The 15,958-nt window shown below is 67.3% G+C and carries 20 protein-coding genes and 1 pseudogene; 7 read left to right on the top strand and 14 right to left on the bottom strand.

The window, feature by feature from the left end; genetic code table 11:
- Positions 1–3 precede the first annotated feature (3 nt).
- The gene (locus tag AB0L53_RS23860) at positions 4–1,269 is read left to right on the top strand and encodes an ABC transporter substrate-binding protein (protein WP_363997548.1); all 1,266 of its coding nucleotides are present in this window, start codon (positions 4–6) and stop codon (positions 1,267–1,269) included.
- A 294-nt stretch (positions 1,270–1,563) separates the two neighbouring features.
- Positions 1,564–1,863 carry a transposase gene (locus AB0L53_RS23855; protein ID WP_363997545.1) on the top strand — a complete coding sequence of 100 codons (300 nt, stop codon included), beginning with the start codon at positions 1,564–1,566 and terminating at the stop codon, positions 1,861–1,863.
- Positions 1,864–1,899: 36 nt separating this feature from the next.
- Here the strand turns inward: AB0L53_RS23855 and AB0L53_RS23850 are convergent, their stop codons facing one another.
- The 8 genes from AB0L53_RS23850 to AB0L53_RS23815 form a co-directional block, all read right to left on the bottom strand.
- On the bottom strand, positions 1,900–2,313 hold the full coding sequence (locus tag AB0L53_RS23850) for a PIN domain nuclease (RefSeq protein WP_225290030.1): 414 nt from the start codon (positions 2,311–2,313) through the stop codon (positions 1,900–1,902).
- Positions 2,310–2,528 carry a type II toxin-antitoxin system VapB family antitoxin gene (locus AB0L53_RS23845; RefSeq protein ID WP_225290031.1) on the bottom strand — a complete coding sequence of 73 codons (219 nt, stop codon included), beginning with the start codon at positions 2,526–2,528 and terminating at the stop codon, positions 2,310–2,312. The genes AB0L53_RS23850 and AB0L53_RS23845 overlap by 4 nt, the downstream gene beginning before the upstream one ends.
- Before the next feature lie 419 nt (positions 2,529–2,947).
- Positions 2,948–3,187: a hypothetical protein gene (locus AB0L53_RS23840; protein WP_363997541.1), complete on the bottom strand. Its 240-nt coding sequence runs from the start codon at positions 3,185–3,187 to the stop codon at positions 2,948–2,950.
- 146 nt (positions 3,188–3,333) lie between these two features.
- Positions 3,334–3,612, bottom strand: a complete 279-nt coding sequence (locus AB0L53_RS23835) for a hypothetical protein (protein WP_363997538.1) — start codon at positions 3,610–3,612, stop codon at positions 3,334–3,336.
- Positions 3,609–3,869 carry a hypothetical protein gene (locus AB0L53_RS23830; protein ID WP_363997535.1) on the bottom strand — a complete coding sequence of 87 codons (261 nt, stop codon included), beginning with the start codon at positions 3,867–3,869 and terminating at the stop codon, positions 3,609–3,611. Before AB0L53_RS23830 ends, AB0L53_RS23835 begins: the two co-directional genes overlap by 4 nt.
- Complete coding sequence (locus AB0L53_RS23825; RefSeq protein ID WP_363997533.1) at positions 3,866–4,009, bottom strand: hypothetical protein; 144 nt, start codon at positions 4,007–4,009, stop codon at positions 3,866–3,868. Before AB0L53_RS23825 ends, AB0L53_RS23830 begins: the two co-directional genes overlap by 4 nt.
- Before the next feature lie 245 nt (positions 4,010–4,254).
- A complete protein-coding gene (locus AB0L53_RS23820) occupies positions 4,255–4,596 on the bottom strand; it encodes a hypothetical protein (protein WP_363997530.1) in 342 nt (113 codons plus the stop codon).
- A 197-nt stretch (positions 4,597–4,793) separates the two neighbouring features.
- Positions 4,794–5,462, bottom strand: coding sequence for a helix-turn-helix transcriptional regulator (locus AB0L53_RS23815; RefSeq protein WP_363997527.1), 669 nt, complete (start codon positions 5,460–5,462; stop codon positions 4,794–4,796).
- A 128-nt stretch (positions 5,463–5,590) separates the two neighbouring features.
- On the opposite strand from AB0L53_RS23815, the pseudogene AB0L53_RS23810 reads away from it, so the two are divergent.
- Positions 5,591–6,142: pseudogene (locus tag AB0L53_RS23810) on the top strand (haloacid dehalogenase-like hydrolase); the annotation flags it as partial.
- A 134-nt stretch (positions 6,143–6,276) separates the two neighbouring features.
- Here the strand turns inward: AB0L53_RS23810 and AB0L53_RS23805 are convergent.
- A complete protein-coding gene (locus AB0L53_RS23805; protein WP_363997757.1) occupies positions 6,277–6,399 on the bottom strand; it encodes a hypothetical protein in 123 nt (40 codons plus the stop codon).
- Positions 6,400–6,704: 305 nt separating this feature from the next.
- The gene (locus tag AB0L53_RS23800; protein ID WP_363997524.1) at positions 6,705–7,718 is read right to left on the bottom strand and encodes a pentapeptide repeat-containing protein; all 1,014 of its coding nucleotides are present in this window, start codon (positions 7,716–7,718) and stop codon (positions 6,705–6,707) included.
- A 118-nt stretch (positions 7,719–7,836) separates the two neighbouring features.
- Between AB0L53_RS23800 and AB0L53_RS23795 the strand changes: the two genes are divergently transcribed.
- Both AB0L53_RS23795 and AB0L53_RS23790 read left to right on the top strand, forming a co-directional pair.
- Complete coding sequence (locus tag AB0L53_RS23795) at positions 7,837–7,977, top strand: hypothetical protein (protein WP_363997521.1); 141 nt, start codon at positions 7,837–7,839, stop codon at positions 7,975–7,977.
- Positions 7,978–8,260: 283 nt separating this feature from the next.
- Positions 8,261–8,686 carry a hypothetical protein gene (locus AB0L53_RS23790; RefSeq protein ID WP_363997518.1) on the top strand — a complete coding sequence of 142 codons (426 nt, stop codon included), beginning with the start codon at positions 8,261–8,263 and terminating at the stop codon, positions 8,684–8,686.
- 162 nt (positions 8,687–8,848) lie between these two features.
- On the opposite strand, the gene AB0L53_RS23785 is transcribed toward AB0L53_RS23790, so the two are convergent.
- Entirely contained in the window at positions 8,849–12,040 is a 3,192-nt protein-coding gene (locus AB0L53_RS23785) for a S8 family serine peptidase (RefSeq protein WP_363997515.1), read from the bottom strand.
- A 185-nt stretch (positions 12,041–12,225) separates the two neighbouring features.
- On the opposite strand from AB0L53_RS23785, the gene AB0L53_RS23780 reads away from it, so the two are divergent.
- A complete protein-coding gene (locus AB0L53_RS23780) occupies positions 12,226–12,804 on the top strand; it encodes an RNA polymerase sigma factor (protein ID WP_363997512.1) in 579 nt (192 codons plus the stop codon).
- A complete protein-coding gene (locus AB0L53_RS23775) occupies positions 12,801–13,676 on the top strand; it encodes a hypothetical protein (RefSeq protein ID WP_363997509.1) in 876 nt (291 codons plus the stop codon). The genes AB0L53_RS23780 and AB0L53_RS23775 overlap by 4 nt, the downstream gene beginning before the upstream one ends.
- Before the next feature lie 153 nt (positions 13,677–13,829).
- On the opposite strand, the gene AB0L53_RS23770 is transcribed toward AB0L53_RS23775, so the two are convergent.
- From AB0L53_RS23770 to AB0L53_RS23760, 3 genes are all read right to left on the bottom strand, one after another.
- A complete protein-coding gene (locus AB0L53_RS23770) occupies positions 13,830–14,174 on the bottom strand; it encodes a hypothetical protein (protein WP_358425991.1) in 345 nt (114 codons plus the stop codon).
- A 138-nt stretch (positions 14,175–14,312) separates the two neighbouring features.
- Positions 14,313–14,441 (bottom strand): hypothetical protein, encoded by a 129-nt coding sequence (locus AB0L53_RS23765; protein ID WP_363997505.1) that lies wholly within the window; start codon positions 14,439–14,441, stop codon positions 14,313–14,315.
- Positions 14,442–14,446: 5 nt separating this feature from the next.
- A complete protein-coding gene (locus tag AB0L53_RS23760; RefSeq protein ID WP_363997502.1) occupies positions 14,447–15,631 on the bottom strand; it encodes an ImmA/IrrE family metallo-endopeptidase in 1,185 nt (394 codons plus the stop codon).
- Positions 15,632–15,958 lie beyond the last annotated feature (327 nt).

The following is a 15,958-nucleotide window of genomic DNA, read 5'->3' as shown; positions in this document are numbered from 1 at the left end:
GGCATGCGCGTATCCGTTATCGGCTGTACGGCGATGCTCCTGGCCGCGGTGGCGGCCTGCGGGGGGCGGGGCGGGACCGAGCCGGGCACCACGGCGTCGGGGCCGTGCCAGGGCCAGCAGACGACCGGCATCACCGACAAGAGCATCAAACTCGGCGGCATCTACCCGCTGTCGGGACCCGCCTCCGCCTACGGCGACATCCCCAAGGGCATCAAGGCGTACTTCGACTACATCAACGCCGAGAAGAACGGCATCGGCGGGCGCAAGATCGAGTTCGTGGTCCGCGACGACGGCTACCAGCCGCCCAAGGCGGTCGAGGAGGCTCGTCGGCTCGTCGAGCAGGAGCAGGTGTTCGCGCTGTTCCAGACGCTGGGCACCCCCTCGACGACGGCGACCTGGGACTACACCAACCAGCAGAAGGTGCCGCAGATCTTCGTCGCGACCGGCGCCTCCAAGTGGGGCACCGACACCAAGCACCCGTGGACCATCGGCTGGCAGCCCAACTACATCTCCGAGGCGCGCGTCTACGCCCAATATCTCAAGAAGGAAAAACCCAACGCCAAGGTCGCGGTGCTCTACCAGAACGACGACTTCGGCAAGGATCTGCTCGGCGGCTTCAAGCGGGCCATCGAGGGCAGCGGGATCACCGTCGTCGGCGAGCAGAGCTACGAGGTCACCGACCCGAGCGTGGACCCGCAGATGCGCAACCTCGCCGGCTCCAAGGCCGACGTGTTCCTCAACATCACCACGCCCAAGTTCGGCTCACAGGCACTGGCCGCCGACGCCAAGAACACCACCTGGAACCCGCTGCACATCCTCAACAACGTCTCCGCCTCGATCACCGTGCTCAAGCCCGTCGGCTTCGAGAACGTCCAGGGCGTCGTGTCCTCCACCTACTACAAGGACCCCAGGGACGCGACGTGGAACGACGACGCGGAGATGAAGCTCTACAAGGCGAAGATGGCGCAGTACGCCCCGGGCGCCGACCCGAACGTGCCGTTCTTCACCTTCGGCTGGGCGGTGGCCGACTCCTTCAACAAGACGATGTCGGCCGCGAAGTGCCCGACCCGCGAGGGGCTACGCGACGCGATGCGCAGCCTGAGCAACGTGCAGATCAACATGCTGCTCCCCGGGGTGACGATGAACACGGCCGCCGATGACGGCTTCCCGATCGAGTCGATGCAGCTCATGAAGTTCAAGGGCGAGCGGTGGGAGCTGTTCGGCGACGTGATCGACACCCGCAAGGAGTTCGGACCGTTGACGGGCTGAACAAGCATGGGCCTTCGCTTTTGGAGCGCTGTCGCGCACTGGGCTTCGGGCTGCGCCTAGTGGGGGGGCTCAGCGCCCCCCACACCCCACAAAAGCATGGTCCTCGCTAATCGCTCGGGCGCCTCCCAAAACGCAAGCGGCCCTATAACCGGAGCGAGCACACCCAGCTCCAACAGGCAATCGCTCAGCATCAAAGAAGCCGCGCCAAAGCTGACGACAACGGCGCCCGGGTTTGGCACCCAGTAGTGGTTGCGCCCGGGTGGGCCGGTTGGTCGAGCGGCTCGGGCCGAAGGTATGGACCTAGTGGGCGAGAACGGGCTGCTAGGCCAGCTGACCAAGCTGGTGCTGAAGTCCGCGCTGGAAGGCGAGATCACCGACCATCTCGGCTACGACAAGCACGAGCGCTCCGGCAGTGAAAGGGGGAACAGCCGCAATGGCAGCCGGTCCAAGACCGTCAACACCGACCTCGGGCCGGTGGAGATCACCGCGCCGCGTGATCAGGACGGGAGCTTCGAGCCGAAGATCGTCCAGTCGATGCTTCGGCGATCTCGCCGTGGGGGACATGACCTTGTCTGCTTCACCGGTGGAGGGTGATTGTGGCTCGCCCTCACCCGTAGCTTTTCCAAGGCATCAGATATCGGTGACCAGCTTGATGGGCTGCCTCGTCAGGACAGCTATGGTCATGAAGTCGCGGTCGTCGCACAGCACCGTGAGGTTTGCCCGTTCTGCGGTGGCGGCAATGAGCAGGTCGGCCGGACCGGCCGACCTGTGCTGTCCATTCTCGGTGAGTAGCTGCTGCACCTCGGCTGCGCGGTGCCAAGCGTGTTCACTCATCGGTACCCAGCCGAACAGATCATGGAGCAGACGCACTTTCTCCAGGCGGTCCGCAAGCGATCTCGCGGAGAAAAGGAACTCCAATTCGACGACCGGACAGGTCGCGATGACACCGGCGGCGAGCTGATCGGACCACGCCTGGCGTAGTTTGGGCTCCTGCAAGATCCGGAACATGCCGGAGGTGTCGATGAGATATAGGGCGGGTGTCACCGGCGGTAAGCTGCCTTGTTGCCGACGAAGTCATCGAAGTCCCCTCGGTCGGCCATCTCGCCAAGTGCGGCCAGAGCTCGCAGTCGCACCAACCGCTGTCCCACTTCGCGGAGGGCTGCGTTGACCGTGTCCTTCTTTGTCTTAGTGCCGAGAACTTCGGCTGCTGTCGCCAGGGCCTCTTGGTCGATCTCGATCGGGGTCTTCACCATGGCCATGAGATCACCCTCCTTCGCGCGCATAGTGTATCACGGATGTCCGTGCTGGATGTCCAGGATATCTCAGCTTTGGATCGGTAATTCGGTTGCTCAACTGACCCACCATCTCGCTGATCAGCCAAAAGATTTCGGCACCCCGCGCACGTCTTCCGCCTGCGGCATGGTGTTCGAGTACGCGGCAATGAGGTCCACTCGCTGTGTCGCCCGGCGAAAATGGGCCTTCGCTTTTGGGGGCGCTGTCGCGCTGTCGGCTTCGGGCTGCGCCCAGTGGGGGCAGCGCCCCCCACACCCCACCTTCACAAGCGTGGTCCTCGCTGATCGCTCGGCGCCTTCCAAACGCAAGCGGTCTCATAACCGGAGCGAGCCCGAGACGTTCAGGGTCATCCGGTGGGATGTCGGCATCGCATGCCCCAAGCGCATCACGTCGTCATCAGCCCGAACAGGCGATCGCTGATCTCCTGTACCCACGGTTCGTGACACCACGGCGCCAGTTCACGGCCCGCGGTGAACACGATGTTCAGCCCACCCCCGGCCACAGGCGACTTCCAGCACGCGAGGCAGCCAACAATCGGGGCGATCACGATGGCCGACCGTTCGGGGACGGAGAGGGGCAGGCGGGCCGAGGGAACCGGCCTGCCCCAGCGGGCGGACGTGATCACGCGGGACTTCGTTGCTGCGACCATCCGGAGAACCGCAACCGTCAACCGCGCGACCACGTCCGCCCTCGTGGGCGCGTGTCGCGAGACCCCTTTCCCCTGCGCTAGGAGAGGATATGTCGCCACGTGCCCAGCTTCGAGGCCGATCTTCAGCGCACCTGCCCCATCAACAGCGCCGACCACATCGCTTCCGCTTCATGCCGCAGCGGCCATTGGCGGCTTTCCTCGACGACGCCTGCTGTTCGTCTGGTGAACCATTGACCGCCCGAGGCGCATAGTTCGTAGACCGGTGATGTGCAGCCGCAGGTCCACGCGACGTCGCGAACGCGTTCCCGCGCGAGGGGTTCTCCCCATTTCAGTCGCTCGCATTGATCCACTGGCGTGGGGACGTGCGGGCTGAGGCACCGTGGGATGTCGTAAAGACTCATGCGTGTCGTCCGTTTTGGTGCCAGTTCTCAATCATGATCGACTGCATTTCGCGGATCAGTTCCTCGGCGTCGCCCGCGTCGATGATCACGCTCGGCGCAGAGGTCCAACAGCCGAAGGCAGAGAACCTCCGCCGCCAGACGGACCACATCACCACCCATCCAGGACTGCGCGCCTGAATGGTGTGAGCGATCTCCCGGTTGGCCTGGTTGACCCGGGCAATCGTCTCCTCAGGGGCGAGACTCTCGAAGTTGATCAAGCCGCTCGCCCGCCCCGTTCGCCGTCCGCGAGCACGGCCGGCAGCTCCAGAGGTTGGGCGATCAGCACGGCCGTCTCCGGTGACACGCGGCCCAGCTCGACGAACCCCACCCCGAACTCATTCACATCAGCGCGCAACACGGGCAGCACCTCACGGATGCGCTGCCGCGCGGAGACACATGCTTCAGGAGCAAGCGGAAGCAGCAAGACGCGCGATCTCAGATCGGTAGGTGCTGCCGAAGGCTGCGAGTCAGCCACGACCTCGAACGTGCGTCTCATGCGACCTTGCCCCCTTCCCTTCGCCCTTGCGTCAAGTGCGGTCTGACAGTAGGGCGGGACGGGGACGGTTACCCGCGCTCTGAGCGCGGGTCAGCCCTCAGCATGGATCACTCCAGCAGACCAATCCGCCTGGCGACGGACTGCACCTGGGGTTGGAACGTCGGGCGGGCGCGCTTCAGCAGCGATCTCACGAGGTCACGCGCGAGGGTGTTGTAGCGCATGTCCTCGGGGCCGTTCGCCTCGGCGTTCATCAGGTGCAGGATGACCGCCGCGTCCTCTTGCCGCTGGTCATAGCAGCGCGCTACCTCCAGGGCGAACGTCATGCGGCGTTCCAGGGACGGCGACTGGTTCACGTCGAGATGGTCGGCGACATAGAGCGCCTCGGAGACCTCTCCCGCCTGCATCTCGACGCTGACCGTATGGAGCCCGACCTTCAGGGGGCCGAACACGGTCCAGAAGACGTTGCCTTCGCCCGATACCCGTGATGCTTCCGCGGCTGGTCCCTGAACGCGTTCCCTCGCGGTCCAGTGGTCATGTCGGCGGCCTGATGCGATGGGCGCGACCAGCCACAACGCACCCTCAAGAGCTGCCCGATCCGGCGTGCGGTCCGGTAGCCCCTGACGAAGATCCTCGATCGATCTGAGCGCTACGTCTTCCGCTCCGTCGCCTCTCCCTGCGACAACAGGATCTGACCAAGGTTCCACTTCGCGGCGGCGATCCTGAGCGGGTCGTCCGCCGCTTCGGCCGTCATGACCGCCCGGTCGGCGACCATGAGGGACAGGTCCATCCGCCCTACGCGCTTGGTGAAGGTCCGCAGCAAGAAGTACAGGTCGGTGGCGATCTGCTGTGCCTGGCGGCGCGCCTGTACGTCCGTCGAGGTCCGAAGCGCACGTACGGCTCCCTGAACCTCGCGCGTGAGGTCAGGGGCCAGGGCGCTCACTTCGGTGAAGCGGTTGGTAGATCCCTGCCACAGGCCCCAGGCACTATCTACCCGCGCCCTGAGCCCGGATAGGTCGGGCTTCTCCTTGCTGGGCGTCTCGTAGGCGGTCAGGACCCTTTGCAGGGTGGCGGCCACGGGATGCAGCACGCTGTCATCCTTGAAGGAGGGCTCTCCGATCAACACTGCGACTGGAACATTTAGCACGCGGGCAAGCTGGTGCAGCTTGTCGATGGTCGGCGCGCGCAGGCCGCGTTCGATTTGACCCAGGTAGTTCTCGCTCATGCCCGCCAAGCCGGCGACCACCGCCTGAGTCTTCTTCGACGCCGTCCGATAGAAACGGATCCGCTCACCGATGGTGATCTCAGCCGAACCCATGGCATTTGGCCTCTCGCACGTCCGGGACCAGCACGTTCCGAACCACCGCTCCCCACGGTAAGCCGGAACGGCTGCCCACGTGAGAGTCTTGGCGTGCGTAGTCTCCATTAGCGGGAAGGACGGTCCGCGTGGTCACGAGCCGGCTCGTTCTCTGGGACATCGATCACACCTTGATCGAAACGGGTGGGGTAGGACGGGAGGTCTTTGCTTCCGTCTTCGCCCAGGTGACCGGCACGCCTATGAAAGACATGGCTGAGGTCAGCGGGAGAACCGAACTGGTCATCTTCGGCGAGACGCTCGACATGCATGGAATCCCGCGCTCTGACGACTACTTCGAGAGGTTCATCGACCTCCAGGCGCGCGACTATGAGGAGCGTGCGCATGAGATGCGTCTGCGAGGCCGCGTCCTGCCAGGCGCACTCAATGCGCTACAGGCGCTGAGCCGTGTACCTGGCATCACTCAGTCCGTCCTGACGGGGAACACGAAGGCGTCAGCGGAAGCCAAGCTGAGCATCTTCGGGTTGAAACGACTCCTTGATCTGGAGATCGGGGCCTACGGGGAGGATGACCCCGTGCGCGCCTGCCTTGTCCCAGTCGCACAGGATCGCGCCCGCAGCAAGAAGGGGCTGACCTACAGTCCTGACCTCACTGTGCTGATCGGAGACACGCCTCAAGACGTCATTGCGGGGAGGGGACGGCGGAGCGCGCGTGATCGCCATCGCGTCGGGCAAGAGCAGCCCTGCCGACCTCAAGGCGGCGGGCGCGGACGTCGTCCTTCCCGACCTCACCGACAGCGCCGCGCTCATCCGGACCGTCACGGGGTGAGCGTGCCTACCTGCCCATCGATCCACTTGAGGTACTCGGCATCGCCGCCCAGGATGGGCGTCACCACGATGTCGGGAACGCCGAGGGCGTGATTCGAGTAAGCGGTAAGCACCGCAAGCGTGAATGATGCGGCGGCACCCGGTGGGTGTCGCTGTTTTCCTTTCAAAGGACTTCATTGGGCGCTGCGCGCTTGGGGGCCTCAGGCGTTGCTTCCAGTCGTGCCGGGGCCGCGCCCCCTGGACGGCCTCGCTGCCGTTCGGACGCTTCTTGTGAGGTGCGGCCTTTGCGCGCACCTGTCACCCTCGCATCCACGGGAAAGTGATCTCGTGCAACCGGAGAGGTAAGCTCCTAAGCAGGCCGTATTCAGTCTCCGTCATCCGGCGGCATGCCGTAGCGGCGCGACCGGGGTGTTCGTAGTCAGAACCGGGTGGATGCATCGACGCGAGCTCGGCTTCGTATCGCCTGCTCTGTAACCCCTACGATGCCGGTTAGGTCCGCGCCGCGCAGATTCGTGTTGTCCAGGTTCGCGTCGAGCAGGTTCGCGCTGCCCAGGTCCGCGCCGGTCAGGTTCGCGTCTCGGAGGTCGGCCTCGCGAAGGTCGGCGCTGCCCAGGAACGCGCCGCGCAGGTCCGCGTCGGGCAGATTCACTTCGCGTAAGTCCGCGTTGGGAAGCTCCGCATTGCGTAGGTCGGTATTGCCCATGTAGGCGTAGCGCAGCTTTGAGCTGTCCAGATTCGCACTGCGGAGATCTGCGCCGGTCAGGTCCGCGCCGCGAAGGTCTGCATAAGGCAGTTTCGCGCCGCGAAGATTGGCATTGGGCAGGTTCGCACCACGAAGTTGGGTGTCGGCGAGGTTGATTGCACTGCCGCCGAGTGTGGGATTGCGGCGGCCGATGACGGTCAGCGCTGCCTGGATGTCGGTGGCCGGTTCTCTCGGGAGCTTGGCCCCGAGCTGAGGATCGTGTTCGCGAAGGAAAGCGGCCAGTACATCGTAGACGGTGGGGTGGTCGCGGGGAGAGTCGATGGCCAGGCGTTCCAGGGCATAGATGCCGCCGAGGCGGACGTCCAACTTGGCCGAGCCAAGTTGTTCGACAGCTTTGGTGTAGCGGTCGGTGATTTGGCCTTGTTCGGCGGTGTGCTGGGCTTGTCGAGAGGTTTCCAAAGACTCGGCGGTGTACAACAGGCCCTGAGCCGTGAAGACGACGCCACCGATGACGACCAAGCCGGTGGCGGCCTGGATGAGGGTGTGGCGGGCGGCGTTGACCGCCTCGACGCGTTCGGTGGCGGTCATCTGCTTGCGTTCGGCGGCGGTTAGTGGATGTTGCTCGCCAGCCAAGCGCCGTGCACCAGGGCCGAGCAATAGGGCAATGACCATGCTCGCGGTTACGGTCAGGGCGGCGCCGACCAGGGTCCAGCGGGCCCAGCCGAGCACAGGCAGGACCGCCGCAGCCCAGCCGAGGGCGGTGATTAGGGCAGAGGCGGGGAGTAGCCACAGTAATCGCCGCCATCGCCCAGCAACGCCCATCGGGGCGGGTAGCTCTTGGACCGGTGTGGGCAATGTCGGCTGGCGGGTGATCGGCGGCTGGGGCGTGACTTCTGCATTACTGCAGGCAATTGCCGATATGGCTACTACAGATGCGATGACCGCTACTGCTGCGGCGGCGACGATTGCCCTGCCTGATGTGCGCTGAGATCTGTCTTCCATGCCGCCTATTGCACCGCTCCATGCGCTTTCCCGGATCGATATCGGCTTTAGGGCCAATATCCGGTGCGCATAGCTCGTGCAATACCGGTGCAGTTGGCGACGATAGCCCAGGTCAACCCCCGAAAGCATGGGATGCCGGGTGTGCTGGCCATTAGCGCACCATCAGGATGTGTCCTCACGAGGCGTCAGGCCACCCGACCGAGAAAAGACGCCGAGGAGCGCTCAGGTCCGCTCAGCGGATCGATCGAACATCAACGAAGGGATCTCCCATGCGCACCAAGCTTGCCACGGCCGGCCTCGCTCTTGTTCTGGGTGGCGTTGGTCTCGCTCTGGCCCCTGCCGCCGGCGCCGCCGGCGTGTCCTCCGCTTCGCGGACGGCGACCGTCACGGCGCCCGAGTTCTCCGTCAATGGCACGTGGCAGTTCACTCAGAGCGGCGGGATCACAGTGACGATGAACGTGACACAGGACAGCAGCGGGAGGCTCTTCGGGACCGCCTCATGGTCCGGCGGCGTGGGGACGATCGAAGAAGGCGCGGTGGAAGGCCGGAATATCTTCTTCACCATTGGGTGGTCGTTCGGAGCCAGAGGCCGATACACCGGCTCGCTGGGCCCGGACAGGCGCCTGTCCGGGACCACGTTCGACCTGAATAATCCGTCGAGTCAGGCGAACTGGGTCACCACCCGCACCTTCTAAGACGAAGCCGAGGTCGGTGTGGGAGAAGGTGACCCTCTCCGCGCCCAGGCCGCCAGCCTCGGGCAGGACCCGCTCGGTGACGGGGTGGTGCCGGTCGTTCACCGCCGTGCCGCGGCCGGCCGCGCGGGAGACTCGTGCCCGCGCGGCCGGAGTGCGGATCCGTCAGCCGATGGCGTACGCCCGGGTGATGGTCTGTGTCACTCGGTCACCCGCCGCGTCCGTGACCTTGGCGCGCAGTGAGACGAACCCGGGGGCGGCCGGGTTCGCGATCCGGGCCGTCCATCCCGAGCCGGCGTGGGCCAGCCGGACCGGCCGCCAGTTCGCCCCGTCGCCGAAGGACGCCTCAAGCGTGATCGACGTCGCGCGCGGCGCGGAGGCGCCGGGGTTGCGGTGGAGGCTCACCGGGATGACGGTCGTGGACCCGGGCTTGGCGCGGTTGTGGTCGTCCAGGCCCTCGGGGGCGTAGCGGACGGCGGTCAGGGGCAGCGGCCGGGGCTCGGCCGTCCGCTGCGACCGGAACGTCCAGGCCGACTCGACCTTCGTGGACAGCGCCGATGGCCGCCGCGCCGACGCGGTCAGCGTGTAGGTCGCCGGCTCGGCGGGCAGGCGGACGTCCAGCCGGCAACTTTCCGTGAATCCGGGTTCGCAGGTCGCCAGATCGGTCTCGGCCAGTTTCTCCTCGCCGCGGGCCAGTGCGATGCTGCCGGTGATGTCGTAGTCGCCACCCATCAGTCCGGCCCGCCCGTCGGCGAGGATGCCGTCGACGTTGAAGTTCAGCCAGTCGCCGTCGCGGCTGCCCGCGGACGTGCCGAAGGCGGGACCGGTCACGGCGGCGTTCCACAGCTCGGTGACGGGCCGCCGGCCGAGCACCTGGCTCACGCCCGACACCCAGTGGGTGCCCGTCGTGATGCCGGTTTCCCAGGCGAAGCCGGGAGTGCGGTAGTGCGTCATGGTGGCCGGCAGATTCAGGCTCGGGCTCGCGGACAGCCAGGCACCCCCTGCCCAGGACCCGCCGGGGAGTAGCGGCCCCACTATCACCTCGGCCGTGCCGGGCACGCCGGGCGCCCGGTACGTCGCGCTCACCTTCACCAGGTCACGCGTGCGCGCCGTGTACGACAGGTCGTCCGGAATTCCGCCGGTGCGGTAGTCGACCAGGTCGTAGCGGTACGGGCTCGGCGCGGCGTCCTTCTTGTGCCAGGTGCTCCCGGCCAGGTACTTCAGGCCGGGCTGGCGCACCGGCACAGCGTAGACGTCGTCACCGAAGCTGGACCAGCCTTGGCCGAACCAGCCGTTGGCCAGGGTGATCTCCTCACTGCCGTCCTGGACGGCAGTCGGCTCGTCCACCGTGAACGTGATCTCCTTCCCCTGGCGCGCGTCCACCGTCACTTCCTGGTCCGCGCCGTCGATGGTCACGGGCCGATGCGCGGTCGTGGATTGGTCCGAGTTGTAGACGTTGACGTAGAGGTTCCACTCGCCCTTGGGTACCCGTACTCTTGCGACGCCTTGGTCGTCGAACGAGAGCGTCTCCTGGGTATCGGTCTCGAGCTGGTAGAGATAGCCCATGGCGGCGCGGGGTGTCTGGCCGTTCCTCTCAATGGTCTTGACGGTCAGGGTGTAGGTCTCGGGCTCCACGTACGCACCCGCGAGCGTGCGCACGACGGTGTCGCCCGACCTGGCGGTGACGACGCCGGGATAGTCCCCGGGCGCCTTGCCCTCCGCGCGGATCGTCAGCTCGACCGACGCCTCGCCCTTGGCGGGCACCTCCAGCCGCTTGGACCCCAGCTCCAGCGCCTCGCCGTCCGCGGCGAGGTCCAGGGTGAGCGGGGTGTCGCCGGAGTTGGCGTACGTGAGCGTCTTGGTCGCCACGCGCTCGCCGGTGCCGTTCCAGGGGAAGGAGGCCCAGACGTTGCCGGTCGTCGCGGCCACCTGCTGGGAGACCGCGCGGGCCACGTCCACGCGTCCGGCGCCCTCCTCGTAGATTTTGGCGCTCCCATTGGGGGCGGCGCTGCCGATGAGGGCCGCCTTGAGACGCTGTCCGCTCCAGTCGGGATGGCGCTGGGCGAGGATCGCGGCGGCTCCCGCCACGTGGGGCGAGGCCATCGAGGTGCCGCTCTTGGCGGCGTACGGGGCGTCGGCACCGCCATTGGCGTTGGCGGCCTTGATGGCGACGCCGGGGGCGGTGAGGTCGGGCTTGATGGCGTGGTCGTTGAGCCGGGGGCCCTTGCTGGAGAAGTCGGCCACCTTGTCGTCCCGGCCGACGGCGCCGACCGTGAGGGCGGCGTCGGCGCTGCCGGGGCTCAAGACCGTACCAAGTTTGGCGTCGTTGCCCGCGGCCACGACAAAGAGCGCGCCGGTACGCTCCGACAGCGTGTTGACCGCCTGCTCGACCGGGTCCACGTCGATCGTGTCCGGGCCGCCGATGCTCATGTTGATGACCTTGGCCTTGACCTCGGCCGCGGCCCACTCCATGCCGGCGACGATGTCGGACTCCTGCATCACGATGTCGCCGATCTTGCCGATGGCGAGTTTCGCGCCGGGCGCCACACCGCGTTGCTTCTCTCCCGCTCCCGCGACGATCGACGCGACGTGCGTACCGTGCCCGTTCCTGTCGCGGATGTCGTCGCGACCGGTGAAGTCGCGTGCCTGCGTGACAACGTTCTTCAGGTCGGGATGCGTGGGGTCGTAGCCGCTGTCGAGCACGGCGACCGTGACGCCCTCGCCGGTGAAGCCCTGCTTCCACGCCTCGGTGGCGCCGATCTGCTTGACGCTCTGGTCGAGGGTGAAGAAGCGGTGGCCATCCAGCCAGATCTTCGTCCGGCCGGCGGTCAGGGTCTGGACGCCGTCCGTTATGCCCTTCCACGTCTCGGCGGCGCTCTTCTTGGGCACCTCCACGGCGGACATGCTGAGGGAGGACAGCCGCCGGTCCTGGCGGGCGCTCCGGAGCGCGGGCACATCCCCCTTGGCCGACTGCGTGATCAGCGGGATGTCGCTCCGCTTCGCGTCACCGTACCCCCAGGCCAGGAGCTGCGTGACGTCGAACAGCCGCTCGTCCAGAACGCCCTTGGCCACCAGCGGATGGGCGTCGGACGGGTAGACGTACAGATGGCCGTCGCGGTACTGGCTGCTGTAGTGCGCCTGCCTGCCCGCTCCCGGCTCCACCCGATGCCCGGCGGCAGTGACGACGACGCGGTCGCCGGTGATCAGCGTCACCGTGCCGGTCGGCCGGTTCGTCGCGCCTTCTTGCCTCGCGACTCCCGGGGTCGGGGCCGGCGTCGCGGCGGCGGGTGCCGGGGCGGTCGTGACGCCGGCCGTTACTGCCAGGATGGCGGCCAGCAGGCCCTTGCCTAACCTCATGCGTTTCCTCTCCATCGGCTGCATGACCGATCGCCGCCGACGACGCTCAGGTACGTCCAGCGGCAACGCATGAGCAAATGTCCGGATACAGCAGGGTGTTACCGGGTCTCCGGTGAAAACTGAGCCTTTCGAGAAAATAGGCTTTCTTGTGAAACAGAGTCGCTAAGCCGGACATCTGCTGAGATGTGTCCAAACAACGGAGAGAAGGCGACACCGGGCCCCCGGCGCCGGAGCAACGCTTCGAGCAGCTCTACCTGGCGCACTATCCCGCCATCGCCGCCTATGTCGCGCGACGTACCGAGTCCACGGACGACATCGCCGACGTGATCGCCGAGACGTTCACGACCGCCTGGCGCCGGCTGGACGACATTCCCGCGGGGGACGAGGCCCGGCTGTGGCTGTACGCCGTCGCCCGGCGGGTCCTCGCCAACCACTTCCGCGCCGAGGAGCGCCGATCGGCGCTGGCCGCGCGGCTGCGCGAGGAGTTGTCCACCTGGTCCAGGCCGGTGGCCGAGCGGTACGGCGAGGCCACCCGCCAGGTGTTCATGCGCCTGTCGCCCGACGACCGGGAACTGCTCGCCCTGGTCGGCTGGGAAGGGCTGAGCAGCGCCGAGATCGCCAAGGTGCTCTGCTGCTCGCGCGGAGCGGCGCGGCTGCGCCTGCACCGCGCCCGCCAGCGGCTGGCCAAGGAACTGGCGGCCGCCGACCTCGACCTGACCACCTACGGCCTGCGCGCCGTCGCACTCGCGGAGGGAAAATCATGAAGAACAGCGTGGACCGCGTGGTCGCCCACCTGTCCCCCGGCGCCGGGCCCGGCATGACCGAGGCGGCCCACGAGCTCATGCGCGACATCATGGCCGCCGAGCCCGCCACAGCCAGGGCCGTCGCACCGGCAGGGCGGCGCGCGCGCCGGCCGCTGGTCCTGCGCGCCGCGGTGCCGGGCGTGGCCCTGCTGGCCGCCGCGTTCCTCGCTCTGAGCTGGCTCTTGCCCACCGGGCTCGGCCTCGGACCCGGGACGGCCGCGGCGCTCGACATCAAGAAGGAGGACGGCTACTACGTCATCGAGATCAAGGACCTGTACGCCGACGCCGGCACGTATCAGGCGCAGCTCCGTGACGCCGGGCTGAAGGTGACCCTCAGGGTCATCCCCTCGACGCCGTCGTGGGTGGGCTCCATCTTCCCCACCTCGCCCACCGATCACCGGTACCTCGACGAGATCAAGACCATCGATCAGCCGGGGACCTGCGACAAGATGGGCGGCTGCCCCATCGGGGTGAAGATCCCGGAGAACTTCCAGGGACCCGCCGAGATCACGCTCGGGCGCGAGGCCCGGCCCGGCGAGCCGTTCGAGAACGGCACCACGATCGACGGCCTGGGCGAGCCGCTGCACTGCCTGCCCTACATCGGCCGGACCGTGGCCGAGGTGCGCGGCATGCTGCAGGAGCGCGGCGTGACCATCCAGAAATTCGAGGACATGGACCCGATAACCGGCGGAACGAAGCAGTCGGTGCCGGACTCGTGGCTGGTGGAGAACGGCTCCATGACAGAGCCGGGCAAGGCGACCCTGAGCGTGTACGAGGGGTCCGAGCCGCAGGAGCCAGGAGGCAGCCGGGGCGAGAACTGCCCGACCTCCTAGGCCCGCGAGCCGCCGCCCGAACCGGGGGTAAGAGGGCTGCTGCCCGCACGGGCGCCGGGCAGCAGCCCTCTCCCCATCGCCCGAGGCGAGGTGGCGGTTTCGCGCCGGCTGCCCTTGACGGCGGGTCACAGGTACGCACGATCACACCGGCGATCAGGATGTCTGGAGCCATTGCTGATGAGTATCGAGTAGGCCGGTCTTCTCCAGGGGCAGGAGCCCGTCGCCGTACTGGCGGAGTCGCGTGTATGCCTGGCGGAGGTCAGTGAGCGTGGGGAAGTGGCCGAGCTGGATGGCGAGGCTGAGGACGTCTTCGATGCCGAGGACGGGGATGCACCAGCGGGCTGCGAGTCGCTGTCCTTCCTGGTCGTCGATGGCAGCGATGACCTCATGGCCCTGCTCGGCGAGGTGGACGCTGTGGGCGACCACGACGACCTCGCCCAGATCGCGGCGGGCGCGGATGGCCTGTTCGAGTTCGAGCCCGCGGATCTCCTCGATCACCTCGACGACACGAGGTGGCGCGGTTGCCACTTCGAGCTCGGGGAGTACGCGGATGCGATCGCTTGCTTCCAGCCTTGCCCAGCGTTGTCGCAGGCGCGGGTATTTCCGGTCCTTTCCGGCGATCTCACGGCAGACTTCCTAGGGGACCAGGAGGACGAGCCCGGCCCGGGTGAGCACGTCGATCAGGATCGGGTGCAGATTGGCGCCGGTGAAGTGGACGCAGATCACCGCGTCGAGGATGCAGATATCGTCGTCGGGATCGGACACGCGGGTTAAGCTTCCTCGCTGGTGCGGGCACGGGTGAGGAGCCGTCCGAGATCGGCGTGGCGAATATTGGCGGGGCATGGGCTGATGCCGGCGTCGGCGAGGCCGATTTCAAGATCCTCAGGGTCGCGGCCTTCGAGTCTGGCCAGTGCCCGGATGCCGAGCCGGTCTGCACGGTAGGCGATGGTGGCGCGTTCGAGGACCCGGCGGGGTGGACGCCGGGTGCGGGCGGCTTCCTGTTCGCGTTCGTACTGCCAGCCCCATCCGTAGCGGCGCGCGAGCTGCGCCCCGGTCGGTCCTCGCAGCGTGTCCACCTGGGTTGCAGTCAGCAGGCCCAGGTGTTGCAGCTGGATGAGAATCACCATGAGGCTGACGCCAAAGTGGCGGGCGAGCAGAGCGCAGGCCCGTTCGTCGAGCGGGCCGTGGGCGGGACCGAGCCAGGCGCGGATCCCGTCCTGCGGAGCCAGCAGATGCCGGGCGAAGGCATCGCAACGGATTTCGGCGGGGGTACGGCAGGCGCTGACCGCATCACTGTGAGCGCCGTCCCCGAAGAGTAGGTGGCCGAGTTCGTGGGCGAAGGTGAAGCGCTGCCGTTCGGCGACGGCCCGGGAGCCGACGGTGATGAGGACGACGCCGCGGACGGGATCGGTGATGGTGAACCCGTCGATTCCAGCGGGGAAGTCGAGCACTGCGGTGTCGGCGCTGGTCAGCCGTTCTGCCAGCTCCCCCGGGTCGGCCAGCGGGGCACCGCCGAGGTCGAGGAGGGAGCGGACCGTGCGAGCAAGCCCCTGCCCCTGCGCATCGGGTGGAAGGCCGGGATCCGGCAGTCCTGGTGCTGTTGTGACGGGGGCGCGGTGCGGTGCGGCCAACTGGTCCAGCCGGTCGTCGAGGACCAGGATGTCGACGGCCTGCCTTACCGCGGCTGCGGTTGCCTCCGGCTCGGCTTGACCGATGCGTGCGGCGATGCGGATGCGCTCGCGAACCGGGTTGCCGCGCGTGAGATCAGTCAGGGGAATGCCGAGGGCAGTGGCGATGCGGTCAAGCTCGGCGACGGTCAGCTGAGTGCGGGTGCCCAGCTCGATCCGGGCCAGGGTGGGCTGCGACAGCTCGGCCAGCCCGGCCAGGTCCCGCTGGTTGAGTCCGGCCCGCTCCCGTTCGGTGCGGACGCGCTCGCCGATGGCGCGGATGTCCATGGCCGCCTCCCTTCTTGAATCAAGAATACTATCTTGATTCAAGAAGGGAAGAGAGCAGCCAGCCCCGATCAAAGGATCCGACGATCGCTCGTCGAGAGCGGTCACGAGTAGAGCTGATGCGCCAGTAGCGGCGGAAGCCGTGGTGATGCCGCCGCTCTTGCGTTTCCGGCGCTGTTGAGGTGCAGGAGTGGGGCTACTGGTCGGGCTGTTCGTCGGTCGTGCGCCCAGCAGAACGGAGGTCGGGTCGGCCGCCCGCCCCATCCGCGCCGCCTGCTCGGCTGGCCGTCGGCCGGGGCGGGCCCGCTCGTCATCTTGGCCGGCCCGCCT

This window comes from Nonomuraea sp. NPDC052129 (assembly GCF_040680095.1).
Classification (GTDB): domain Bacteria; phylum Actinomycetota; class Actinomycetes; order Streptosporangiales; family Streptosporangiaceae; genus Nonomuraea.
Note: the sequence above shows the minus strand (reverse complement) of the source record. Positions and strands in the feature narration are given on the sequence as shown.